Source organism: Streptomyces sp. NPDC017979 (genome assembly GCF_044328175.1).
Classification (GTDB): Bacteria; Actinomycetota; Actinomycetes; order Streptomycetales; family Streptomycetaceae; genus Streptomyces.
On sequence record NZ_JBIRGU010000002.1, the window covers coordinates 205,350 to 226,529 of the forward strand.

19 protein-coding genes are annotated in these 21,180 nt (G+C 74.6%); 9 read left to right on the plus strand and 10 right to left on the minus strand.

Features of this window, described 5'->3' with window-relative positions:
- Positions 1 to 44 precede the first annotated feature (44 nt).
- On the plus strand, positions 45 to 2,609 hold the full coding sequence (locus ACH4E8_RS06875; RefSeq protein ID WP_398445105.1) for an HAD-IC family P-type ATPase: 2,565 nt from the start codon (positions 45 to 47) through the stop codon (positions 2,607 to 2,609).
- Positions 2,610 to 2,804: 195 nt separating this feature from the next.
- Here the strand turns inward: ACH4E8_RS06875 and ACH4E8_RS06880 are convergent, their stop codons facing one another.
- Positions 2,805 to 5,636, minus strand: coding sequence for a hypothetical protein (locus tag ACH4E8_RS06880; RefSeq protein WP_398445107.1), 2,832 nt, complete (start codon positions 5,634 to 5,636; stop codon positions 2,805 to 2,807).
- Positions 5,637 to 5,804: 168 nt separating this feature from the next.
- Here ACH4E8_RS06880 and ACH4E8_RS06885 point away from each other — a divergent pair, with 168 nt between their 5' ends.
- The 3 genes from ACH4E8_RS06885 to ACH4E8_RS06895 all read left to right on the plus strand — a co-directional run bounded on the left by ACH4E8_RS06885 (position 5,805) and on the right by ACH4E8_RS06895 (position 7,513).
- Positions 5,805 to 6,287 carry a hypothetical protein gene (locus ACH4E8_RS06885; protein WP_398445109.1) on the plus strand — a complete coding sequence of 161 codons (483 nt, stop codon included), beginning with the start codon at positions 5,805 to 5,807 and terminating at the stop codon, positions 6,285 to 6,287.
- Positions 6,288 to 6,383: 96 nt separating this feature from the next.
- The gene (locus tag ACH4E8_RS06890) at positions 6,384 to 6,932 is read left to right on the plus strand and encodes a SigE family RNA polymerase sigma factor (RefSeq protein WP_398445110.1); all 549 of its coding nucleotides are present in this window, start codon (positions 6,384 to 6,386) and stop codon (positions 6,930 to 6,932) included.
- Positions 6,929 to 7,513 (plus strand): PASTA domain-containing protein, encoded by a 585-nt coding sequence (locus ACH4E8_RS06895; RefSeq protein ID WP_398445112.1) that lies wholly within the window; start codon positions 6,929 to 6,931, stop codon positions 7,511 to 7,513. The genes ACH4E8_RS06890 and ACH4E8_RS06895 overlap by 4 nt, the downstream gene beginning before the upstream one ends.
- Positions 7,514 to 7,590: 77 nt before the next feature.
- Here the strand turns inward: ACH4E8_RS06895 and ACH4E8_RS06900 are convergent, their stop codons facing one another.
- The 7 genes from ACH4E8_RS06900 to ACH4E8_RS06930 form a co-directional block, all read right to left on the minus strand.
- Positions 7,591 to 8,220: a Tn3 family transposase gene (locus ACH4E8_RS06900; protein WP_398445114.1), complete on the minus strand. Its 630-nt coding sequence runs from the start codon at positions 8,218 to 8,220 to the stop codon at positions 7,591 to 7,593.
- Positions 8,221 to 8,389: 169 nt separating this feature from the next.
- Positions 8,390 to 8,809, minus strand: a complete 420-nt coding sequence (locus tag ACH4E8_RS06905; protein WP_398445116.1) for an STAS domain-containing protein — start codon at positions 8,807 to 8,809, stop codon at positions 8,390 to 8,392.
- A complete protein-coding gene (locus ACH4E8_RS06910; protein WP_398445118.1) occupies positions 8,806 to 9,180 on the minus strand; it encodes an STAS domain-containing protein in 375 nt (124 codons plus the stop codon). Before ACH4E8_RS06910 ends, ACH4E8_RS06905 begins: the two co-directional genes overlap by 4 nt.
- 4 nt (positions 9,181 to 9,184) lie before the next feature.
- Positions 9,185 to 9,742 (minus strand): hypothetical protein, encoded by a 558-nt coding sequence (locus ACH4E8_RS06915; RefSeq protein WP_398445120.1) that lies wholly within the window; start codon positions 9,740 to 9,742, stop codon positions 9,185 to 9,187.
- A 140-nt stretch (positions 9,743 to 9,882) separates the two neighbouring features.
- Complete coding sequence (locus ACH4E8_RS06920; protein WP_398445122.1) at positions 9,883 to 10,674, minus strand: hypothetical protein; 792 nt, start codon at positions 10,672 to 10,674, stop codon at positions 9,883 to 9,885.
- A gap of 171 nt (positions 10,675 to 10,845) precedes the next feature.
- Entirely contained in the window at positions 10,846 to 13,995 is a 3,150-nt protein-coding gene (locus tag ACH4E8_RS06925) for a sacsin N-terminal ATP-binding-like domain-containing protein (RefSeq protein ID WP_398445123.1), read from the minus strand.
- Positions 13,996 to 14,516: 521 nt separating this feature from the next.
- Positions 14,517 to 15,401, minus strand: a complete 885-nt coding sequence (locus tag ACH4E8_RS06930; RefSeq protein WP_398445125.1) for a DUF3027 domain-containing protein — start codon at positions 15,399 to 15,401, stop codon at positions 14,517 to 14,519.
- 307 nt (positions 15,402 to 15,708) lie between these two features.
- Here ACH4E8_RS06930 and ACH4E8_RS06935 point away from each other — a divergent pair, with 307 nt between their 5' ends.
- The 4 genes from ACH4E8_RS06935 to ACH4E8_RS06950 all read left to right on the plus strand — a co-directional run bounded on the left by ACH4E8_RS06935 (position 15,709) and on the right by ACH4E8_RS06950 (position 19,364).
- Positions 15,709 to 17,061: an MFS transporter gene (locus ACH4E8_RS06935; RefSeq protein ID WP_398445126.1), complete on the plus strand. Its 1,353-nt coding sequence runs from the start codon at positions 15,709 to 15,711 to the stop codon at positions 17,059 to 17,061.
- A gap of 248 nt (positions 17,062 to 17,309) precedes the next feature.
- On the plus strand, positions 17,310 to 17,774 hold the full coding sequence (locus tag ACH4E8_RS06940; RefSeq protein ID WP_398445128.1) for a DUF2771 domain-containing protein: 465 nt from the start codon (positions 17,310 to 17,312) through the stop codon (positions 17,772 to 17,774).
- Positions 17,775 to 17,799: 25 nt separating this feature from the next.
- Positions 17,800 to 18,477 (plus strand): futalosine hydrolase, encoded by a 678-nt coding sequence (locus tag ACH4E8_RS06945; protein WP_398445130.1) that lies wholly within the window; start codon positions 17,800 to 17,802, stop codon positions 18,475 to 18,477.
- On the plus strand, positions 18,474 to 19,364 hold the full coding sequence (locus ACH4E8_RS06950; protein ID WP_398445132.1) for a 1,4-dihydroxy-6-naphthoate synthase: 891 nt from the start codon (positions 18,474 to 18,476) through the stop codon (positions 19,362 to 19,364). The genes ACH4E8_RS06945 and ACH4E8_RS06950 overlap by 4 nt, the downstream gene beginning before the upstream one ends.
- A gap of 117 nt (positions 19,365 to 19,481) precedes the next feature.
- Here the strand turns inward: ACH4E8_RS06950 and ACH4E8_RS06955 are convergent, their stop codons facing one another.
- Positions 19,482 to 19,865: a cold-shock protein gene (locus ACH4E8_RS06955; protein WP_398445134.1), complete on the minus strand. Its 384-nt coding sequence runs from the start codon at positions 19,863 to 19,865 to the stop codon at positions 19,482 to 19,484.
- 215 nt (positions 19,866 to 20,080) lie between these two features.
- Here ACH4E8_RS06955 and ACH4E8_RS06960 point away from each other — a divergent pair, with 215 nt between their 5' ends.
- The gene (locus ACH4E8_RS06960) at positions 20,081 to 20,338 is read left to right on the plus strand and encodes a hypothetical protein (RefSeq protein ID WP_361961604.1); all 258 of its coding nucleotides are present in this window, start codon (positions 20,081 to 20,083) and stop codon (positions 20,336 to 20,338) included.
- 26 nt (positions 20,339 to 20,364) lie between these two features.
- On the opposite strand, the gene ACH4E8_RS06965 is transcribed toward ACH4E8_RS06960, so the two are convergent.
- Complete coding sequence (locus ACH4E8_RS06965; RefSeq protein ID WP_398445136.1) at positions 20,365 to 21,063, minus strand: HAD family hydrolase; 699 nt, start codon at positions 21,061 to 21,063, stop codon at positions 20,365 to 20,367.
- Positions 21,064 to 21,180 lie beyond the last annotated feature (117 nt).

A 21,180-nucleotide genomic window follows, 5' to 3' on the forward strand; every position in this document is an offset into this window, starting at 1 on the left:
CGTCCGAAGGGTGCCGGCCGCGCCCCGGCCGTACCGTACGGAACATGACCCAGTCGGCGAGGATGGACACGGACGGCCCCGACGGCTCCCACGGCACCGGGCCACGACCACAGGGCCCGAGCACGGGTCCGGCACCGGGGTCGGGACCGGGGTCAGGGGCAGGGTCGCGGCCCGACGCCGCAGCCGGCACGCAGCGCAGGCCCGCCATCGACGCGGGCGCCGAACTCGACCCCGTGCACCCCGTGCCGCCGCCCGCGCCCGCCCCGGCCGTCGGCCTCACCTCCGGCGAAGTCGCCGAACGCATTGCGCGCGGTGAGGTCAACGACGTACCCGTCCGCTCGTCCCGCTCCACCGCCGACATCATCCGCGGCAACGTCTTCACCCGCTTCAACGCGATCATCGGCGTGCTGTGGGTCATCATGCTGATCGTCGCACCGATCCAGGACAGCCTCTTCGGCTTCGTCATCGTCGCCAACACCGGCATCGGCATCATCCAGGAACTGCGCGCGAAGAAGACCCTCGACGGGCTGGCGGTCATCGGCGAGGCGAAGCCGACCGTACGGCGCGACGGACGGCCCGCCGCGATCTCCACCTCCGAGATCGTCCTCGGCGACCTCGTCGAACTCGGCCCCGGCGACAAGGTCGTCGTCGACGGCCGGGTGGTCGAGGCGGACGGCCTGGAGATCGACGAGTCCCTGCTCACCGGCGAGGCCGACCCCGTGCTCAAGCGCCCCGGCGACCAGGTCATGTCCGGCAGCTTCGTCGTCGCCGGCGGCGGCGCCTTCACCGCGACCAAGGTCGGCCGGGAGGCGTACGCGGCACAGCTCGCCGAGGAGGCGTCCCGCTTCACCCTCGTCCACTCCGAGCTGCGCAGCGGCATCAGCACCATCCTGAAGTACGTCACCTGGATGATGGTCCCGACCGCGATCGGCCTGATCGTCAGCCAACTCGTCGTCAAGAACGCCGATCTGAAGGACTCCATCGCCCGGACCGTCGGCGGCATCGTGCCGATGATCCCCGAGGGCCTGGTCCTGCTGACCTCCGTCGCCTTCGCGATCGGCGTGATCCGGCTGGGCCGCAAGCAGTGCCTGGTGCAGGAGCTGCCCGCGATCGAGGGGCTGGCCCGGGTCGACGTCGTCTGCCTCGACAAGACGGGCACGCTCACCGAGGGCGGCATGGACGTGACGGAGGTGCGGCCGCTGGGCGGCGCGGACGGCGCGTACGTACGGCGCGTCCTCGGCGCGCTCGGCGCGTCCGACCCGCGCCCCAACGCCTCCCTGAAGGCCGTCGTCGAAGCGCACCCCGCGCCCGACGCCGACGGGCCCGGCCGCTGGCGGACCCTGGAGGCGCTGCCGTTCTCCTCCGCCCGCAAGTACAGCGGCGCCCGCTTCGAGGAGGACGGCGCGGGCCGCACCTCCACCTGGCTGCTGGGCGCGCCGGACGTCCTGCTGCCCGCGGACGACCCGGCGCTCGCCGAGGTCGAACACCTCAACGAGCAGGGGCTACGGGTCCTGCTGCTGGCCGGCGTCGACGCCCTGGAGGACGCCGCGGGCGCCCGGGCCACCGCGCTCGTCGTCCTGGAACAGCGGCTGCGGCCCGACGCCTCCGAGACGCTCGCGTACTTCGCGGACCAGGACGTCGCCGCGAAGGTGATCTCCGGCGACAACGCGGTCTCCGTCGGAGCGGTCGCCGGGAAGCTCGGCCTGCCCGGCGCGGAGCACACCGTCGACGCGCGCACCCTGCCGGCCGACCGCGACGAGATGGCGCAGGCGCTGGACGACGGCGCGGTCTTCGGGCGCGTCACCCCGCAGCAGAAGCGGGACATGGTCGGCGCGCTCCAGTCCCGCGGGCACACGGTCGCCATGACCGGCGACGGCGTCAACGACGTCCTCGCCCTCAAGGACGCGGACATCGGCGTCTCCATGGGCTCCGGCTCCGAGGCGACCCGCGCGGTCGCCCAGATCGTGCTGCTGAACAACAGCTTCGCGACCCTGCCGTCGGTCGTCGCGGAGGGCCGCCGGGTGATCGGCAACATCACGCGGGTGGCGACGCTCTTCCTCACGAAGACGGTCTACTCGGTGCTGCTGGCGATCCTCGTCGTCGTCAGCCAGGTCGAGTACCCCTTCCTGCCGCGCCACCTGACGCTGCTGGCGACGCTGACGATCGGCATGCCGGCGTTCTTCCTGGCGCTGGCCCCCAACAAGGAGCGGGCGAAGCCGCACTTCGTGCGGCGGGTGATGCGGTACGCGATCCCCTCCGGCGTGATCGCGGCGGCGGCCACCTTCACCACGTACCTGCTGGCCCGCTCGTACTACACCGGCCCCGACGCGCTCGACGCGGAGACCAGCGCGGCGACGCTGACGCTGTTCCTCGTCGCCCTGTGGGTCCTGGCGATCATCGCCCGCCCGTACACGTGGTGGCGCCTGCTGCTGGTCGCGACGATGGGCGCGGGCTTCCTGATCGTCCTCGTCGTCCCCTGGCTCCAGGAGTTCTTCGCGCTGAAGCTGGTCGGCACGACGATGCCGTGGACGGCGGTGGGGGTGGCGGTGGCGGCGTCGGCGCTGCTGGAGCTGGCGTGGCGGGTGGTCGACCACCGCTTCCCGGCGTAGCGACCCGATGCGTGCTCGCCGCGGCGGGCCTGCTTGCGCCCCCGCGCCCTGCGTACGTCTGGCGGCCCGGGCTTGACGTCACCGCCGTTTCCCTGCGGGAGCGTTGGCCTGCGCGACCAGCCACAGACGGCTCGCACAGGCCAACGCTCCCGCCGTGCACCGGCGAGGGTGCCACGGGGACCGAGGGGCGGAGCCCTACGGCGGGAGGCCCGTCGTAGGGCTTGTGCCGGCAGGGGGGCGGGGGGTGAGCACGGAGAGGAGGGGGGCCCAGGCTTCGGGGAGGCCCGCGTCGGTCGCCGTGCGGTAGGCCGATCGCGCCTCGGACGGGCGAGCGGTGGCCTCGTACAGCGCGCCGAGCAACGCGTAGGCGTCCGGGTCGCCGGCGGTCGCGCCGCGGTGGTAGGCGCGTTCGGCTGCCGGAGCGTCGCCGCGCGCTTCGCGTACGCGGCCCAGCGCCGTCCAGGCGTCCAGCGCGCCGAGGGAGACGGCCCGGGCCACGGCCCGTCGGGAGCCGTCGCGGTCCCCGGCGCGCTCGCGGACGCGGGCCAGCGCGGACCAGGCCGCCGGCGAGCCGTGGTCCGCCGCGAAGTCCGCGGCGCGCTCCGCGCCCGCGGGGTCGCCGGCCGCCTCCCGGGCCCTGGACAACGCGGTCCACGCCTCGACGTCACCCGAGCGGGCGGCCCGGTCCGCGGCCCGTTCCGCGCCGTCGGCGTCACCGCGCGACCAGCGGGCCGCCGCCAACGCGGTCCAGCCTTCGGCGTCGCCGGCGCGGGCCGCCCGGGCGGCGGCCTCCTCCGCGGCGGCGGTGTCGCCGTCCGCGTCGGCCAGCAGGGCGAGTTCCCGCCATGCGGCGGTGACGCCGAGCGCCGCGGCTTCGCGGTGGGCGGCGGCCGCTCCGGATGCGTCGCCGGCCCGCGCGCGCAGGCGGGCCAGCACCGCCCAGCCCTCGGCGGCACCGGCCCGCGCCCCGCTGGTCGCGGCGCCCAGGGCCGTGTCCCCGTCGCCACCGGCCCAGTGCAGGCGCACCAGTTCGGCCCAGGCGGCCACGACTCCCGAGGCCGCCGCGCGGGCGGCGTGGGCGATCGCGGTCGGGTGGTCGCCGGTGCGTTCCGCGAGCCGGGCGAGGCCCAGATGGGCCCAGCCGTCGCCGGCGGCGACGGCGCGGCCGTACGCCTCGGCTGCGGCGGCCGGGTCCGCCGTACGCATGCGGCCCAAGGCCCGCCACACCAGCGGGTGTCCGGCCGCGAGCGCTTCGTCGGCGACGGCATCGGCCGCCGCACGGTCGCCGTCCTCGTCCCGGAGGCGGGCCAGGGCGGCCCAGGCCCAGGCGTCGCCCAGTTCGGCCGCCCGGCGGTAGGCGGCGCAGGCGCCGGGGGCATCCGCTTCCTCGCGCGCGACGGCGAGGGCCGACCAGGCCGGGGCGGAGGATCCGGCGGTGGTCTCGGCCGCCGCCGGGCCGTGGGTCGTCTCCCGCAGCACGGCCCACGCGGCGCGGGCCAACTCGCTGCCCAGCTCGACGGCCCGTTCGTACAGGGCGTCGGCGGCGGCGTAGCGGTGGCGTTCCGCGGCGGCGCGCCCCAGGGCGTACGCGTCGTCACCGGTCCGGGCCCACTGCCCGGCCTCCCAGAAGCCGGCCGGGGGCGCCAGGTGGGCCCGCGCCCGGCGCACGTGCTGTTCGAGGTAGTCGTCGGGTCGGTAGCCGTCGGCCTTGCCGACGCCCGGTTCGTGGCGGTCCGCGACCAGCGCGCTGGGGCCGTCGGCCGTGGACGTCAGCGCCCCGATCGCGGTCTCGAACCAGTCGTCGTCGGCGGTGGCCCGCGCGGTGGAGTCCATGAAGGAGGCTGCCGCGTGCATCAGCAGGTGCGGGGGGATCGCGCTGGTGTGCCCGAGGCGGCGGGCCTCGACGGCCGCGGTGAGGACGGCGTGCTCGGCGGCCGTGAACCAGTGGTCCGGGCCGTCCTTCCACCGGCGCACCAACTCCGGCCCCACGGTGAGGTGCTGGAGGACCCGCCGCCCCGCGCCCGCCGCGCGCACCGCGGCGCCGAGCCGCGGGTCACGGGCCGCGGCCCGCACCGTTTCGGGGAGGTCCGCCGACAGCGTGTCCGGCACGCCGACCGCTGCGTGCCGGCCGACGATCAACGAGCGGGAGTGGAACGTCTCCTGCACGTCGCCCCGGCCGCCGCCGGTCAGCCGGCGCAGGTGCTCGGGCCACATCGTGCCCACGACGACCAGCGGCGCGACCCGGTCCAACAGGTCGTTCAGCGCGCGGGCCGCGGTCTCGCCGGCCGCGCCGCTCACGTACCGCTGCGTCTCGTTGAGCCACAGCACGGTCCGGGGGTCGATGCCGTCCTCGTCGATCCAGCCGGTCAACTGGTCCGCGTCGGTGGGGAACAGCACGGGCCAGTCCGGCACCGTCGCCCGTACCGCTTCGTACGCCGCCCGCGTCTTGCCCGTGGCGGAACGGCCCACCAGCAGCACGAACACCGAGCCGCGGGCCGTCGCCGCGTGGGCGAGGCGCTGGCGCAGCGTCCCGTCGTGCGGGCGCTCGACGTACTCCGTCAGCGACGGGCGGGCCGTGGCGTCGGGGCCGGGGGCGGGGTGGACGCCCAGCGCCACGGCGTCCCACTCGGCCGCGGTCCGCACCGGAGGCGTACGCACCTGCTCCGCCGTCAGCCACAGCGCCTGCACCTCCGCCGCGACCGCGGCCCGGTCGCCGCCCGCCTGCCCGGCCAGGGCCGACGCCAGCGCCACGGCGTCCCGGAGCGAGCCGTGGTCCGTCGAGCCCAACGTCCGCGTGACGGCGGCTTCGGTGATGCCGTCCCCCGACGGGTGCGAGGCCGCCAGCGCGACGAGTCGGGCGGCCGGGGGCGTACCGGCGGCCCGGTAGAGGGCGTGCAGACGCCGCTTCAGCGCGCGCAGCGCGCCCGGGGGCAGTCGAGGGGGAGTCAACGGCGGTACGGAGAGGTCGGATCGGGCCGTGTCCTCCGCGGCTGCCGCCCCCGGGGCGGAGCCCTCGCCCCTCGGCATCCGTCGCCTCCCTGAGCGATGGTCCCTCTGCGCGGCCGAGCCTATCCCGCCGGCGGGGGAACGACCCGTACGGAACCGGTCGCGAGTAGCAGCGGTACAGCGGTTAGCGCTAAGGAATGATCTTCGCTGCCGGGGGCGGCCCGGCCAGAACGGGCGCGCGCTGGAGGTGTGGCTGAGGACCGGAACGCCGAGCTTGTCGCTCTCGCCCGCCAGGCCGTGGCAGCCGCGGGCGGCCTGCGGCTGCTGGTCGAGCGGATGGGCGATCTCGGCTGGCGGATGCAGGACTACCGCGACGAGGACCTGCTGAACGTCGCCTCCGCCCTGCGCGGCACCGCGGTCCTGATCGCCCTCGACACCGAGGACATGGACCTGCACGAGGAAGTCACCGGGCGCCGGGTGCACGAGGTGCACGAGGTGCACGATGTCGCCGAGTGGCTCCGAGAGCACGGCGAAGGCGACGGCCGGCCGTTACCCTGCCGACCCGGGCCGGTTGTCCCGGCCGCCGGGGATGACCCGCAGGACGGCCGGCGGGGGCGAACTCGCCGAGGTCGAGAGCGGCGTCGCGTCCGCCCGCGCGGGACGCCGGGCCCCGCCCCCACCCCGGGCGGCAGCGGCGCGAGGTCCTGGGACACCCTTCCGTCCCAGCTGTGATTCACGTCACTGCCGGCGGCTCGGTGCAGCACCCGGCCCCGTTCCGCCGTCATGGGGGCAGTGATCGGGACGGGGACGAGGAGAGGAGGTCGGCGGGTGAGGTTTCGCAGGAGCGGTCCGGGCAACGGATTCACGGAGTTCGTCGCACAGCGGTCGGGAGCGTTGTTCCGCACCGCGTATGCGCTGACCGGTGACGTGCACGTGGCCGAGGATCTGGTGCAGGAGGCGCTGGAGCGGGCGTGCCGACACTGGCGGAAGGTCGAGGTGGCGGACTCGCCGGAGGCGTACGTGCGCAAAGTGCTGGTCAACCTGGCCAACGACCGCTGGCGGCGGCTGTCGCGCCTGGGCGAGCGCCCCGGGCTGTCGGGGGTGCCCGAGACGGCCGACCCCCGGGACCGGTTCGGGCAGGTGGATCTGCGCGCGGAACTGATCGAGGCACTGCTCGGGCTGCCGATGGGCATGCGCAGCGTGGTGGTCCTGTACTACCTGCACGATCTGGACGCCCGACAGATCGCCGGCGTCCTGGACATCTCTTCGAGTGCGGTGAGGTCCCAGCTCGCCCGCGGCCTGGCCAAGCTGCGCGATTCCGTATCGGGCGCCCAGGCGCCGCCCACCCCGTCGGCCGCTTTCGGAGGTACGAAGTGAGGAACACGTCGTCCGGACCCGCCCCGTTCGAGCCGGGCCTCGAAGCCGAGCTGCGTGCCGCGGTGGCCTCCTTCGCCGACGGGCCGACGGCGCCGGTCGTCGACGCGGCCGCGATCGAGCGAGTCGTCAGCCGCAGCCGCACCCGCCGGGCGCTCCTCGGCACCGCTGCGGCGTGCTGCGTGCTGGCGGGCGCCACGGTGGGGTTCTTCGCGCTGAAGCCCGTGCCGCCCGCGCCCGGCGCCTCCCCGTCCCTGTCCCCGCCGGCGAACGGGGCGTGCACCCCGCTCGCCACCGGCACCCCCAAGAGCGGAAGCGCCGATGCGACTCCGACACAGGAGCAGGAGCAGGAGCAGACCACGGGAGCGGGCATCGCGCTGCCGGACCTGGCCGGCATGCCGGTCGAACAGGCCGGAAGCCTGCTGCGCGGACTCGGACTGAGCTGCACGATCATGCGGCACACGGACTGGAACGCTCCCGCCGGGCAGGTGATCAGCAGTGCCCCCCGGGGCGGCGCAGAACCGGTGGCACCGGGCTCGTCCGTCCTCCTGCTGGTCTCGACGGGCAAACCCGGCAGAACCTGAGCGACCGGGCCCTTCGGCCCGCGCACCGGCTCAACGACGCCCCAGCCCTCCCGTTCCTCGCGGTTGGGCCGCCGGAGCTACTCGTCGTCCTGGTCGTCGTCGTCCACCGCGTCCGGGTCGCGCAGCGGACGCAGAGCGCCTTCGGGCTGGGAGGGGGTGAAGGCGTACCGGCCCAGGACGTTCAGGTGGCCGGCCTTGAGCGGGGACAGGCGGGCGACGTCCTCGTCCAGGACGTCGTGCTCGCGCTGGTCGGCGGGCAGCGCCCGCAGCTGCTCGACGGCGGCGTCGAGGTAGCGGGTGTTCCACAGCACCACGGCATTGAGGACCAGTCCGAGGCTGGCCAACTGGTCCTCCTGGCCGTCCTTGTAGCCCTGCTGGATGTGGCCGCGCTTGCCGTGGCAGATCGCGCGGGCCAGGGCGTGGCGGGACTCCTGCACGGTGAGCTCGCGGTTCATCCGGCGCCGGTAGGTGTCGTCCACCGCCGCCCACGGCACGTCCAGCGGGTCCGCCAGGAACAGCCCCACGTACCGGACGGTGCAGATCTGCAGGGCGAAGCCGAGGCGGTTGTGGTCCCCGCGCCGTTTCGCGATCAGCAGGCGGTCCTCGTCATCGAGGAAGAAGAATCGCTCCAGCTCAGGGCGGGTCGGCACCTCTTTGAAGGAGCCGTAGGGCGCGGCCTGATCATCAGTTAAGAACTCAACCGGCACGGGCCGGAGGGTAGCCGGGCCGCCGCTGGCTCAGTTAGCCGTCACTCGAACCCCTGCGCGGAAGATCCCTTCCGTGATATCGGGCCCCCGGAGCGTGATCACCCTCAGCGCCAATCACGGCCGCTGACCTGCCCCGGAGGCTTAGCGCCAACCGCTGTACCGCTGCTACTCACGACCGGGAACGCTCCGCGTCCCGCCGCTCCAGGAGTTCGACGGCCCGGTCGACGCTGGCGCACAGGGTGAGGACCCTCGTACGGCGGCCGTCGATGCGGAAGATCGACAGGACCCGCTCCTCCGTCACGACCACGGCCAGGTCGCCGCCGTGGGCACGGACGAGCTTGAGCGCCTTGACGAGGGTGACCAAACCCGTCGAATCGACGATCGCCAGTCCGGTCAGGTCGAAGACCAGCAGGTTCCTGCCCTGGTCGAGCAGGTCGGCCACGACGGCGCGCACCGGGCGCGCGGTGTACACGTCGAAGCCGTCGAAGGTCGGGTCGGCACCGATCCGGACGACGGTGACGCGCTCGGAGAGGTGCTCGTACGAAACGGGTGCGGCGTCGTCGTCCGGAGCCGGGGTCCGGTCGGTCACGTCGGTTCCACCGGGCGCCTCACGCGCGCCAGCGCCTCGATCGCCCGGGCGACGGTGGTGAACTCGGGGATGACCTTGATCAGTCCGGTGGTCCGCAGGATCTTCCCCACCCGGGCCTCGGTGATCACCACCACCAACGCACCTCCCTCAGCGCGGCAGTGCTTCACACCGCGGAGGATGACGCCGAGGCCGGTGCTGTCCAGGAAGTCCACCTTGCCCAGGTCGACGACCAGTCGGACGTGCCCCTGGTGGATGAGCTCGCTCAGCGCCGCACGAAGCCAGGGCGCGGTGTACACGCTGGCCTCCCCCTCGACGCTCACGACGGTCGTCCCGTCCGACACGTGCTCGTAGGACACCTCAAGCGGTTTCACGGCCTCAGGGTGCCACAGGGGGCGGCGGGGACAAGGCGGTTCGCGCCGCGTCCAGGAAGGCCCGGTGCGCGGGGCCGTGCCGGTCCGGCGGCACCGCCTCCGCGAGGGCCTGCTCCAGGGCTTCGGCGGCGGCGGTGACGTCGTCGGGGCCTTCCAACCGGACGACGTTGAGGGCTTCCCGAACGGCGGGGAGCGCGGCGCGGTACGCGTCCCGGTTCGCACCCGCACTCGCCGAACCGGCCGAATCCAGCCACTGCTGCCGGCGTTGGTGGGCCAGGTCGGTACCGGCGAGGAAGGTCACGTAGGCGGCCCGGCGCACCGTCCGCTGCGCCGCCGTCACCTGGGCGTCGAGGGTCTGCGTGGCGACCCTGAGCTGCGCGTCCGCCTGCCGCCGCCCGGCGTCCCAGGCGGCGTCCGCCTGCCGCTGCCCCGCGGCCCACGCGGCGTCGGCCTGTCGCCGGGCCCCCGCGAGCGCGAACCACCCGGTCACGACGCCGCCGGAGACCGCGCCCGCGATGGCGGCACCCGCGGCGATCCACGCGGTGATCGTCCCGTCGCCCAATGCGGCTCCCTCCGGCGTTCTGGTCGTGCGCGTCGTGCTCCCGCGGATTCTCCCCGAGGCAAGCGTTCCGGTCACAGCACTAGGGGCGGGAGGAAGCGCCACCGGGGCGCGGTGGTTACCGCGCCCCGCCCCGGGAGGGGCTACCCCCGCGAGCCCGTCGGCTGCCGCGGCACCCCCGTGCTCACCCTCAACATGCCCAAGTCGTCGCCCCAGTCGTCCAGCACCGCACCGTGCCCCCACCCCCGGGCCTGCGGCTCCAACTCGGTGAAGAGGCGGCGGATCGCCGTGGGGGCCGAGGGGGTCAGGACCTCGGACAGCAGGGGGACCAGGTGGTCGTGGGACCACTCCGGGCGGCTCAGGGGGTGGTGGCGCAGCTCCCACGGGAGGTACTTGTTGTAGGGGCGCACCCGGTTGTGCAGGGCGAAGACGTACGTCAGGAAGTACGGCACCGCCTCCGCCGCGTCCAGCCCCGCCGCCAGCACCTGCCCGTCCCGCGCGCTCTTCACGCACCGGTACGCGCTGTTCAAGAACGCGTCCAGGAAGCCGGGCGCCAGCGCCGCCGCCTCCTCGCGCGTCAGGGCGCCCTTCGCCGCGACCAGTTCGCCGATGAGGCCGTCCGCGGTGTCCATCTCCACCTTGGCGTGGGTGAAGGCGTACCGGTTCCACTCGGTGCCCGAGCCGGCCAGCGCGTGCGTGCGGAACTCGGCGAGCGGCAGGACCATCACGTCCAGCAGGGCGTCCCGGCGGGCCAGCGCCGTCAGCGGGCCGGCGCCGTCCTCGACGACGAGGTACACGTCGTAGTCGGAGCGTTCGGTCGCGACACCGGCACGGGCCCGGGAGCCGCTGAGCACGAGCCCGAGGACCCGGCGGTCCCGACGCACCCGGTTCAGCAGTGCGGCGTACTCCTCTGCGGCGGAGGTTGTATGGGTCACCGGTCCAGCCCACCACGGCCCGCCGCCCGTTCCAACCCGTTTTCACCCACCAAACAAGCGCAGGATTCCGCACGGGCGCACGCACGACCACCCGCACGCGCTCCCGCACGACCGCCCGCACACGTCACCGCAGGGGCAACCGGCACCCGGCACTCGGGCGGCCCCGACGGCTCACGCGCCCGGGTCGAACCACCGGTCCCGGGCCAGCTCCTCCGTCCGCGACGGGTCCTCCAGCAGCGCCGCCACCTCGAAGCGCCGCGGCCACTGGCCCGCCGCCCACGCCAGGCCCGCCGCGACGCCCTCCACCGTCGCCGCGTGCACCACCCCGTCGGGCGTACGGCGCCAGTCCAGTTCGACGCCGCCGGCGACCAGCTCCTCGTGCTCGACGTACGCGTCCGGGGTCGCCGGGCCCAGCAGGACCCGCACCGAATCGGGGACCTCGTGCTCCTCGCCCGCCGACGTCACCTCCGCGGTGACCGCCTCGCTGAGCCGGCGCACCTGGAACAGCTCCGCCAGGTCCGCCGCGCGCTCGGGGGAGACCGGCAGCAGCGGCAGGCCGCCCGAGAGCGGGATCAGGTCGGGCGCGTCGGCGACCACCGCTTCGGCCGCGTCCACCACCCGCACCTCGCCGTCCACGACGGCCCGCACCGCGTCCGGCAGCGTGACCTGCTCCGGGTCGAGGTCCGCGAGCGCCGTGTAGAGGCCGTGCAACTGCGCGGGCCGCACCGGGCGCTCCCCGTCCGCGAGCCGCCCCAGCAGCTCCGCCGCGCCGCCCGGCTCGTCGAGCAGCGCCGCGACCGAGGTGCGCACCCCGAGTGCCCGCAGCACCTGCGCGTCGTCGAAGCCGGAGGCGTCCACGGACTCGTACAACCCGTCCAGCAGCGGATCCCCGCCCGCCGCCCGCAGCCCCGCGGGGCGCCGGCCGTCGAGCACGGGGTGGTCGCGCAGCCACCACGCCGTGTACGGCCGCACCGTCTGCATGGTGCCGTCCGGCAGCAGTACGCGCACGGGCTGGGTGAGCGCGTCCCGCAGCGGCGGCTGGGCGAGCAGCGCCAGCGCCTGCGGCCAGCGGTCGTCGTCGACCAGGTCCAGGTCCCGTACGGCCACCAGCTCGGTCGCCACCGGCGGTACGGGCACCTCCGGGAGCCGGTCCAACACGTCCTCGCACCACACGTCGACCGCGTCCAGCAGGCCCGGGTCGTCCGGCTCCGCGAAGTCGCCGTCGCGCGGCTCCAACTCGTCCGGGTCGAGCACGACGTCGGCGGCGCGCACCAGGGCGAAGTTCGCCAGCACCCCGCAGGCGGCGAGCGCCGACCCGCCCCAACGCTCGGCCAGCTCGGCGTCGCAGAACGCCAGGTCGCCCTCGCGCATCACCGCGGCGAACGGGCTGCCCGGCAGCACCAGCTCGCCCGCCGGCGACAGCTCGCCGTCCTCGTCGGGCAGCGCCAGCGCGCCCAGCCACGGCTCGTCGCCCGGCTCCAACTCGGCGTCGCGCACCAGCGCGAGCACCGTGTCCGCCAGCTCGTCCGCGTCCAGCGCCGCGGGCGCGTCCTCGTCCCAGATCTCGCCCGCCTCCAGCGAACCGGCGACGGCGGTGCGCACCTGCGGGGTCGTCAGGACCGCCCGGGGCGTCGCGGGCAGCGCGCCCAGCTTCTCCAGCAGCGGGTGGGCGGCGTCCTCGTGGGCGACCTTCAGCCCGAGCCGGGCGAGCTGGGTGTGGTCTTCGGCGCGGCCGTCCGGCAGCGGCAACAGGATCTGCCGCGGCCCGATCACCGTGCGGCCGTCCGCGAGCGGCACCGGGAGCCCGGTGAGCCGGTCCGGGTCGACGCCGGCGAGGCTGTCGTAAAGCCGCCACCACCAGCCCGGCTCGCGCTCCAGCCCGGCCAGCCGGTCGACCGCCTCGGTCAGCGGGACCCGGGCGACGCCGAGGGTGCGCAGCTCGGTGCGGCGCTCAAGCCCCGCCGGCAGCAGCGTCGGCAGCACCTCGGCCAACACCCGTACGGTCTCCTGGCCCGCGCCCTCCACCACCTCGGCCTCGATCGGCCGCAGCGCGCCGGAGCGCTCGGCGGCCGGCAGCCCGGTGTCCTCGTCGGCGCCCGTCCTGGGCACGGCGGGCTCCAGGAACGCGGTGCGCGGCAGCCGCTGCAGGACCGCGGAGCGCAGCGCCCCGTCCAACTCGCCCTTGCCGAGCGGGCCCGGCACCAGGTCGACCGTGCCCGTCGACACCGGCTCCCAGCCGCCGAGCAGCGCGGCGTACGCATAGGCGGCGCGCTCCACCAGGAAGTCGGTGAGCGGTCCGGGCGCGGGGTGGCGACGCGTGGTGTCCAGCGGCAACGAAGCGATCAGCAGCGCCGGTACGCCCAGCGGCTCGTCCGTCGGCGTCGGCGCGTGCACGACGGGCGCGGTCGCGGGCCGCTCCGGCGCGCCGTCACCGTTCACGGGGACCGCCCACGTCACGCTCCAGTACGGCCGCAGCCGCTCCTCGATCGGACGGTCCTTCAACAGCTCGGCGTCGAGCGCGCCGCCGTCGCTGACGGTGCGCCAGCGGCGGGTGCCGCGCGCGCTGTCCAGGACGCGCACGTACGGGCCGTCCGTCTCGCGCCGCAGGGTCCGCACGCCGTCGGGCGTGTCGACGACGACCTCGGCGAGGCCGGGGAGCGTGAGGAGGAGGGCGTCGTCGATCGAGCGCAGCAGGTGCTCGACGAGGTCGACGGCGGCGCCGTCGCGCAACGGCAGCACGACGACGGTGTCGTACCCGTCGGGGGCGGTGCCCTCGGCGGGGAGCGGGAGGCGGAGCGTGGGGACGTGCCCGTCGCGCCGCCGCAGCTCTTCGACGAGGCCGGTGCTGTCGCCCGCTTGCGCGACCTCCTGCGCGAGGGCGCGGGCCTCCGCGAGGGACCAGCGGACGGCGCCGTGCCGCCCCACCACCGCGGGCTCGTCACTGACCGCGAGCACCGCGGCGAACCCGACGCCGAACCGGCCGACGCCCTGGTCGTCCCGCTTCGCCGAGGCGCGCAGGGTGCTCAGGGACTCGACGCCGGTCGCGTCGAGCGGGGCGCCGGTGTTCGCGACGGCGAGCGTGTTCTCACGGAGCGTCAGCCGCAGCCGGCCGGGGGCGCCGGTGCGGGCGGCGGCGTCCGCGGCGTTCTGCGCGAGCTCGACGACGAGGCGGTCGCGGTAGCCGCCGAGGACGAGGTCCTCCTCGGCGTTGGCGTCCTCCCGGAACCGCGCGGGGCTCGCCGTCCAGGCGTCCAACACGCCCCGCCGCAGTCGTGCGGTGCCGAACGGATCGGCGGCTTCGGAGGGACTGACGACGCTCACGGTGTGGCTCCGCTCTGTCTGGTCGGTGTTTCGCTATCCCCTGCGCGCCGAAGGTACCGCGTCCCCCCAGCGCCCCTCCGCGCCCCGGTCCCCCTTGCGCTCGCTGCGAGTGCTGCGGCACCCCGCGCCGTGCCCCCGCGGGCGCGTTGGCCTGCGCGGCCCGGTGGTGGGCTGGTCGCGCGGTTCCGCCCCCTGTGCCCTGCGGGCACGGGGGGACCCCCAACGCCCCTGACTCGCTGCCCCCGCCCTTATGCCTGCAGGCTGGGGCGGAGGTCTTTAGGGGCGCTGGGGGTACCACCACGCCCTTCGGGCGTAGGGGGCGGAACTGCGCGACAAGCGCACCACCGGGCCGCAGAGACCGACGCGGCCCGCGGCCCGGGTGCGGTGGAGGGCGAGTGAGCCGAAGGGGTGCGCGGGGGAGTAAGGGAGAACACGCGCAGATCGCGAGGTACGAGCGATTGAGCATGATCGACCGTCGACCGCGCTAAAGCACCCCGGAGGCGAACCGAGCCCCAAAAAAATCAGGAGTGGCCCAGGTCCTCGTCGAGGGGGAACGCGTCCGCGGCCATGGAGTCCAGGACCGGCGGCGCCGGCTGCGGCGCCTTCGGCATCACCGCCGCCTCCGAGTGCGCCCCGCACCCGTACGACAGCGACACCACGCGCCCGTCCGCCGGCGAGAACTCGTTCGCGCAGATGCCGAACGCCTGCGACAGGGACCCCGCGATCGGCACCAGGAACCCGCAGCTCACACAGGACGCCGGCGCCGCCTGCGCCATCGGGGTCTTCGCGCCGAAGGACTCGTCCCAGCGGTCCGCCGCGGTGTGCAGGCCGTACCGGGACAGCACCCGCGCCCGGCGCATCCCCAGCTCCTCCGCGAGGGACGCCAGCTCGCCGCGGCCGTTGGGGAAGGTGTCCGCGGGGCGCCGGTCGGTCAGCTCCGCGTCCTCCTCCTCGACGCGCTCCGCGAGGTCGTGCGTCGTCCCGGCGAGCGCGGAGTTCGGCGGCGGTACGTCCTCGCCGGAGTAGCCCGGCTCCAGCCGCAGGTCCTCCGCCTCCGTCGGCAGCAGGTCCCCCGGCCCCAGGTCACCGGGGCGCAGGCGCTCGCTCCACGGCACCCACTCGGGCGCCAGCAGCGCGTCGGGGCCGGGCAGCAGGACGGACTCGTCGAGGGTGACCACCTTCGCGCGCGAGGCGCGGGCCACCGTCACCGCCCACCGCCAGCCGCGGTACCCGGGCTCCTTGCACTCGAAGAAGTGCGTGACGACCCGGTCCCCCTCGGAGACGAGGGAGACGTGCTCACCCACCACACCTGGCGCCGCGACCTCCTCCGCGGCTGCCCTGGCGAGGTCTACCGCCTCGGCGCACAGGCGGTCGGGGGTACGGCTTCGCGTCGTCGCAGCACTCACAGGTCTCGCTTCTCTCCTACGCCGTCTCACGGGTGCCGCCGACCGACCGATGCGTGGGGCACGGGCCGCGGGCGGAGCGGACCAGGGGGCCGCATCGACGTCCGCGCCCGGACCGGTCGTCCCGGGCACACCTCTGTGTCATCCATTCTGCGGGATGGCGAAGAGGCGCGCGGCCGAGAACATTCGCCGGTGGCGCGCTACGCACGCTACCTCCTTCGCAGCGCCCCGCCCACCTGCGCGCCCCAACCGGGAGCTAACAACCCCGCATCACCCGTCGCCGCGCCGGTCCTTCGGGCAGTATGGCGTGGTGGCCGCAGCCAGTTCGTCGGACGACGGGTCCGGGGCGCTCACCCGAGCGTGCCGGGCGGTGGCGCGCGCGCTGCACCTGCCGTTCAGCGGTACGGCGCGGTCCATCCGCAGGGCCACGCACGCGCAGGGCGCCGGCGAATCGGGGCTCGGTCGGCTGATCGAACTGCACGCGGTGAACGGCGCGGGCGACGTCATGGTCACCGTCGCCCTCGCGTCGACGGTCTTCTTCTCCGTGCCGACGGACGAGGCACGCGGCCGGGTCACCCTCTACCTGGCGATCACCCTGGCGCCGTTCGCGCTGCTCGCGCCGGTGATCGGCCCGCTGCTGGACCGGATCCCGCACGGCCGGCGGGCGGCGATGGCGACGGCGATGCTGGCCCGGGCGGTCCTCGCGCTGGTGCTGTCGACATCGGTGGCGACGGGGTCGCTGGAGCTGTACCCGGCCGCGCTGGGGGTGCTGGTGGCCTCCAAGGCGTACGGCGTGGTCCGCAGCGCGGTCGTGCCGCGGCTGCTGCCGCCCCGCTTCTCCCTGGTGCGGGCGAATTCGCGGGTCACCCTCGCCGGCCTGCTGGCGACCGGCGTCGCGGCGCCCGTCGCGGCGGGGCTGCACCACATCGGCCCGGCGTGGTCGCTGTACGGGGCGTGCGCGCTGTTCCTGCTGGGGACGTTCTGGGCGCTGCGGCTGCCGCCGAAGGTGGACTCCGCGAAGGGCGAGACGAACGTGCGGGTGCTCACCCGCGGCGGGAAGCGGCCCAGCCTGCGCACGGTCGGCCCGTCGGTGATCCACGGCCTCCAGGCGAACGCGGCGCTGCGCTGCCTGTCCGGCTTCCTCATCTTCTTCCTGGCGTTCCTGCTGCGGGAGCATCCGCTCGCGGGCCAGAGCGCGGCGGTGTCGATGGCGATCGTGGGCGTGGCGGCGGGCGTGGGCAACGCGCTGGGCACGGTCGTGGGGGCGTGGCTGAAGACGCGCGGCCCGGAGGCGATCATCGCGACGGTGCTGGGGGCCGTCCTGACGGCCGCGGTGCTGGCCGCGGTGTTCTTCGGCGCGGGCATGGTCGCGGTGCTGGCGGCGACGGCGGGCCTGTGTCAGGCGCTGGCGAAGCTCTCCCTGGACGCGCTGATCCAGCGCGACGTCCCCGAGGAGGTCCGGACGTCGGCGTTCGCCCGCTCGGAGACGTTGCTCCAGATGGCGTGGGTCGTGGGGGGCGCGGTCGGGATACTCCTCCCCTTGAACGGGGTGCTGGGCATGTCCGTGGCCGCGTCCATCGTCTGCGCGGGCTCCCTGGCCTCCACCCGCGGCCTCCTGGCGGCGGCCCGCCACCGCTCCCACCCCCACCCCCGAGTGGCTTAACCCTCCCGCGGGGGAAACGGCGGTGGTGTCCAGGTGGCGCTGGGGTCCCCGTACGCCCGCCGGGCACAGGGCGAGGAACTGCGCGAGCAGCCGCAGGCGGGTCGCACCGAGCAGCGCGCCCGGGAGCAATGGCCCGGGCGCCTCGGATGTGCCCTCCGCACCCCGCCCGGAGGGCCACCGTGGCGACGGGGGGCGACGCGCGGGGGCCCCGGCGCAGGCCGGGGGACACGGGAAGATAGCCTTCCCGCATGACCGTTGCGTTCTTGTCCGGCAAGCGTCGCCGGGCCGTTGCCAGCATCGGCGCCGTCAGCGCCGGGCTCCTCGTCCTCTCCGCCTGCGAAAAGCCGACGCCGGTCGCGACCGTCACGGTCGGGACGGAGTCCGTCACTTCGGAGGCCGCCTGCTACAACGACGGCAAGGAGATCAAGGAGTCCGAGCTCCAGGACTGCCTGAACAAGAAGGAAGGCGAGACCGTCAAGGTGTCGCCGGACGAGTTGATCCGCTTCGGCGTCGACCCGGTGATCGCCGACAACGGCTGGTCGCTGTTCATCGACGGCAAGCCGGTCGAGCAGGAGCCGTACACCAAGACGTACCGCTCCCTCGTCGGCAGCTCCTTCTTCGCCGAGACCACCGACTCCACGAAGATCCAGATCGTCGAGTCCAAGAAGGGCAAGATCATCGGCATCTGGACCTTCACCCTGAAGAAGTCCTGACGTCCGGAGGCGGACCGTGCGGAGCGTGCGCGTACTCGTCGTGACCGCCGTGGCGCCGGAGGCCGAGGCCGTCGACGCCGCGGCCACGGACGCCCGCACCCGCGGCAACGGCACCGCCCGCATCGACGTGATCGTCGGCGGCGTCGGCCCCGCCTCCGCAGCAGCCCGCGCCGCCATCGCCCTCAGTCGCGCCCCCGCCCCGTACGACCTCGTGGTCAGTGCGGGAATCGGGGGCGGCTTCGCGTCGCACGCGCCCGTCGGCTCGCTCGTCGTCGCGGACGCGATCGTCGCCGCGGACCTGGGCGCGCAGACCCCGGACGGCGGCTGGCTCGACGTCGGCGAGCTGGGCTTCGGCCGGGCCGTGCACCTGCCGCCCGCGGGGCTCGCCCGCCGCGCCGCGCAGGCGACGGGCGCCCGGTGCGCGCCGGTGCTGACGGTCTCCACGGTCACCGGCACCGCCGCCCGCGCGGCCGAGTTGAGTGCGCGTCACCCGCGCGCCGCGGCCGAGGCGATGGAGGGCTTCGGCGTCGCCGAGGCCGCCGCGGCGCACTCCGTCCCCGTCCTGGAGGTCCGGGCGATCTCGAACGCGGTGGGGCCGCGCGACCGCTCCGCCTGGCGCATCAAGGACGCCCTGACCGCACTGACGGACGGCTTCCGACAGCTCAGCCCCGTCTTCTCCGAGTTCTCCGAGGAGCCGAAGTGACCGGCACCCAAGCCCCCGCCGTGCGCGGCGACCGCACCGACCGCATCGACATCGCGTACTCGCCCTGCCCGAACGACACCTTCGTCTTCGACGCCCTGGCCCACGGCCGGGTGCCGGGCGCGCCCGCGCTGGACGTCACCTTCGCGGACATCGACGTCACCAACGGCATGGCGGAGCGCGGCGAGGGCACGGTCTTGAAGGTGTCGTACGCGGTGCTGCCGTGGATCCTCGACGAGTACGCGCTGCTGCCCTGCGGCGGCGCGCTCGGCCGCGGCTGCGGCCCGCTGGTGCTGACCCGGGACGCCGGGGGCTCCGGCGCCGACCTCGCGGGCCGTACGGTCGCGGTGCCGAGCGAGCGGTCGACGGCGTACCTGCTGTTCCGGCTGTGGGCGGCGACCGAGGTGCCGGGCGGGGTCGGCGAGGTGGTCGTGCTGCCGTTCCACGAGATCATGCCGGCGGTGCGGGACGGTCGGGTGGACGCCGGGCTGGTGATCCACGAGGCGCGGTTCACGTACCAGGAGTACGGGCTGCACCGGCTCGCGGACATGGGCGAGCACTGGGAGTCGACGACCGGGCTGCCCATCCCGCTGGGCGCGATCGTCGCCAAGCGGTCGCTGGGCGACGAGCGGCTGCGGGCCGTCGCGGAGGCGGTCCGGACGTCGGTGCGGATGGCCTGGGACGACCCGGAGGTCTCGCGTCCGTACGTGCGGGAGCACGCGCAGGAGATGGATCCGTCGGTGGCCGACCGGCACATCGGGCTCTACGTGAACGAGTTCACCGCGAACCTGGGGCCCGACGGGTACGCGGCGGTGCGCGGGTTGCTCACGCGCGCGGCGGCCGAGGGGCTCGTGCCGGCGCTCGCGCCGGGCGCGCTCGACTTCCCCTGAGCGCCGGAGTGCTTCCGAAGGTGCTCCGGGGCGGGTCGAAGACCCCCTGAAGCGCCGAACGGCCGAAGGGCCTCGCACCGCCCCTCGGCCGGGATGCGCCTTCGTAGCGCGGGACCGTCACACGTCCAGTTGGTCCGCCACCGCCCGCAGCATGCCCGCGATCTTCGAGCCCTGTGCCTTGTCGGGGTAGCGCCCGCGCTCCAACTGCTGGGTGACGTTCTCCAGCAGGGTCGTCAGGTCCTGCACGATGGAGGCCAGCTCGTCCGGCTTGCGGCGCTGCGCCGCCGCGACGGACGGGGTGGGGTCCAGGACCGTGACGGACAGGGCCTGGTCGCCGCGCTGACCGGCGACGACTCCGAACTCGACGCGCTGACCGGGCTTGAGCGCGTCGACCCCGTCGGGCAGCACTGACGAGTGGACGAAGACGTCGCCGCCGTCGTCGCGGGAGAGAAAGCCGAAGCCCTTCTCGCTGTTGAACCACTTCACCTTGCCGGTGGGCACGTCTGTCCTCGTCCTCGTACTCGTTGGGGCGCTTCGTCGGGCGCTGATGCGCCGAAAACGGCTCTCGAAAAAGGGCTCTCGAAAACGACTCTCGACAGCCTGGATAGCAATGCAGCGGGTCGATCGACCCGCTTCGACTCCAAGGCTAATGGTCCAGGGGCTGGTGACAAGACGTCGCCGAACGGTTCCTACCCGCAGGGAACTACCCTGGCTGGATGACTGCTACTCCTTCCGCGCCGGGTGACGGGCTGGTCCGGGTCGGTGCCATCGTCTTCATCGTCGGCGCAGTGGCCACGCTCGTCACGCTGGCCCCGCTGTTCCTGGGCACCGAACCGTTCCCGCCGCTGGCGTACGGGGTGTGCATGCTGATGGGCGTCGGCTTCGCGATCGCCGGCGCGGGGGTACTCCGTTCGGTCGCGGCCCAGCGGCGGGCGGCCAAATCGGTGATGCCGCAATCGTCCGGGATGTCCTGACCCAACGAGGGCTCGCGCCCGGTGCGTTACGCCTGCTGCGCGCGCGGCGCGCGCCGGTCCGCGAGGTGGTCGCGTAGCCAGTCGGGGAAGGCGAGCAGATCGTCGAGGACCACGTCGGCCCCGGCTTCTTGCAGGTCAGTGCGGCTGCACGGGCCGGTGGGCACGGCGACGGAGAGCGCGCCGGCGGTGTGTGCCCCGCGGACGTCCCCGATGTGGTCGCCGACGTAGGCGCTCGCGCCGTACTCGCGCAGCGCCTCCGCCTTGCCCTCGGCCCACAGCCAACCGATCACCGCGTCCGGCGCGATGTCGAGGTGGTCCAGGTGGAGCTTGGCGTTCGGCTCGTGCTTGGCGGTGACGACGATGGCCCGGCCGCCGTGCTCGCGCACCGCGCGCACGGCTTCGCGCGCGCCGGGGAGCGCCAGCGAAGGCTCGATCGCGTACGTCGGGTATATCTCGCGATACCGATCACCCATGGCTGGAATTCGATCATCGGGGAACCAGTGCGCGAGCTCCTGCTCCAGCGGCGGCCCCAATCGGGTGACCGCGAGGTCGGCGTCGATCCACACTCCGGTCTCCGCGGAGAGCGCGCGGTAGGCGGCGCGGATGCCGGGCCGGGAGTCGATCAGCGTCATGTCCAGGTCGAAGCCCACGGTGAAGGGTGCAGGTGGAGCCGGTGCCGCGGGGGCGGATCCGGGTCGGGGCGTCGTCTCCTGGTGTGCGGCCATGGGGCCATTGTGCCCGTCGTTGCGCCGCACGAGCCCTCTCGTACACTCAGCTAAGCCTTACCTATCCTTTTCGGTCACGCTTTACTGCTCAACTTCTTCTCGTCCGCTCTCCTTCTC

What these genes read in the sequence shown, in the direction of transcription:
- ACH4E8_RS06875 (WP_398445105.1), top strand. Translation starts at nt 45, where the DNA reads ATGACCCAGTCGGCGAGGATGGACACGGACGGCCCCGACGGCTCCCAC.
- ACH4E8_RS06880 (WP_398445107.1), bottom strand. Translation starts at nt 5,636, where the DNA reads ATGCCGAGGGGCGAGGGCTCCGCCCCGGGGGCGGCAGCCGCGGAGGAC.
- ACH4E8_RS06940 (WP_398445128.1), top strand. Translation starts at nt 17,310, where the DNA reads ATGACCGTTGCGTTCTTGTCCGGCAAGCGTCGCCGGGCCGTTGCCAGC.
- ACH4E8_RS06960 (WP_361961604.1), top strand. Translation starts at nt 20,081, where the DNA reads ATGACTGCTACTCCTTCCGCGCCGGGTGACGGGCTGGTCCGGGTCGGT.
- ACH4E8_RS06965 (WP_398445136.1), bottom strand. Translation starts at nt 21,063, where the DNA reads ATGGCCGCACACCAGGAGACGACGCCCCGACCCGGATCCGCCCCCGCG.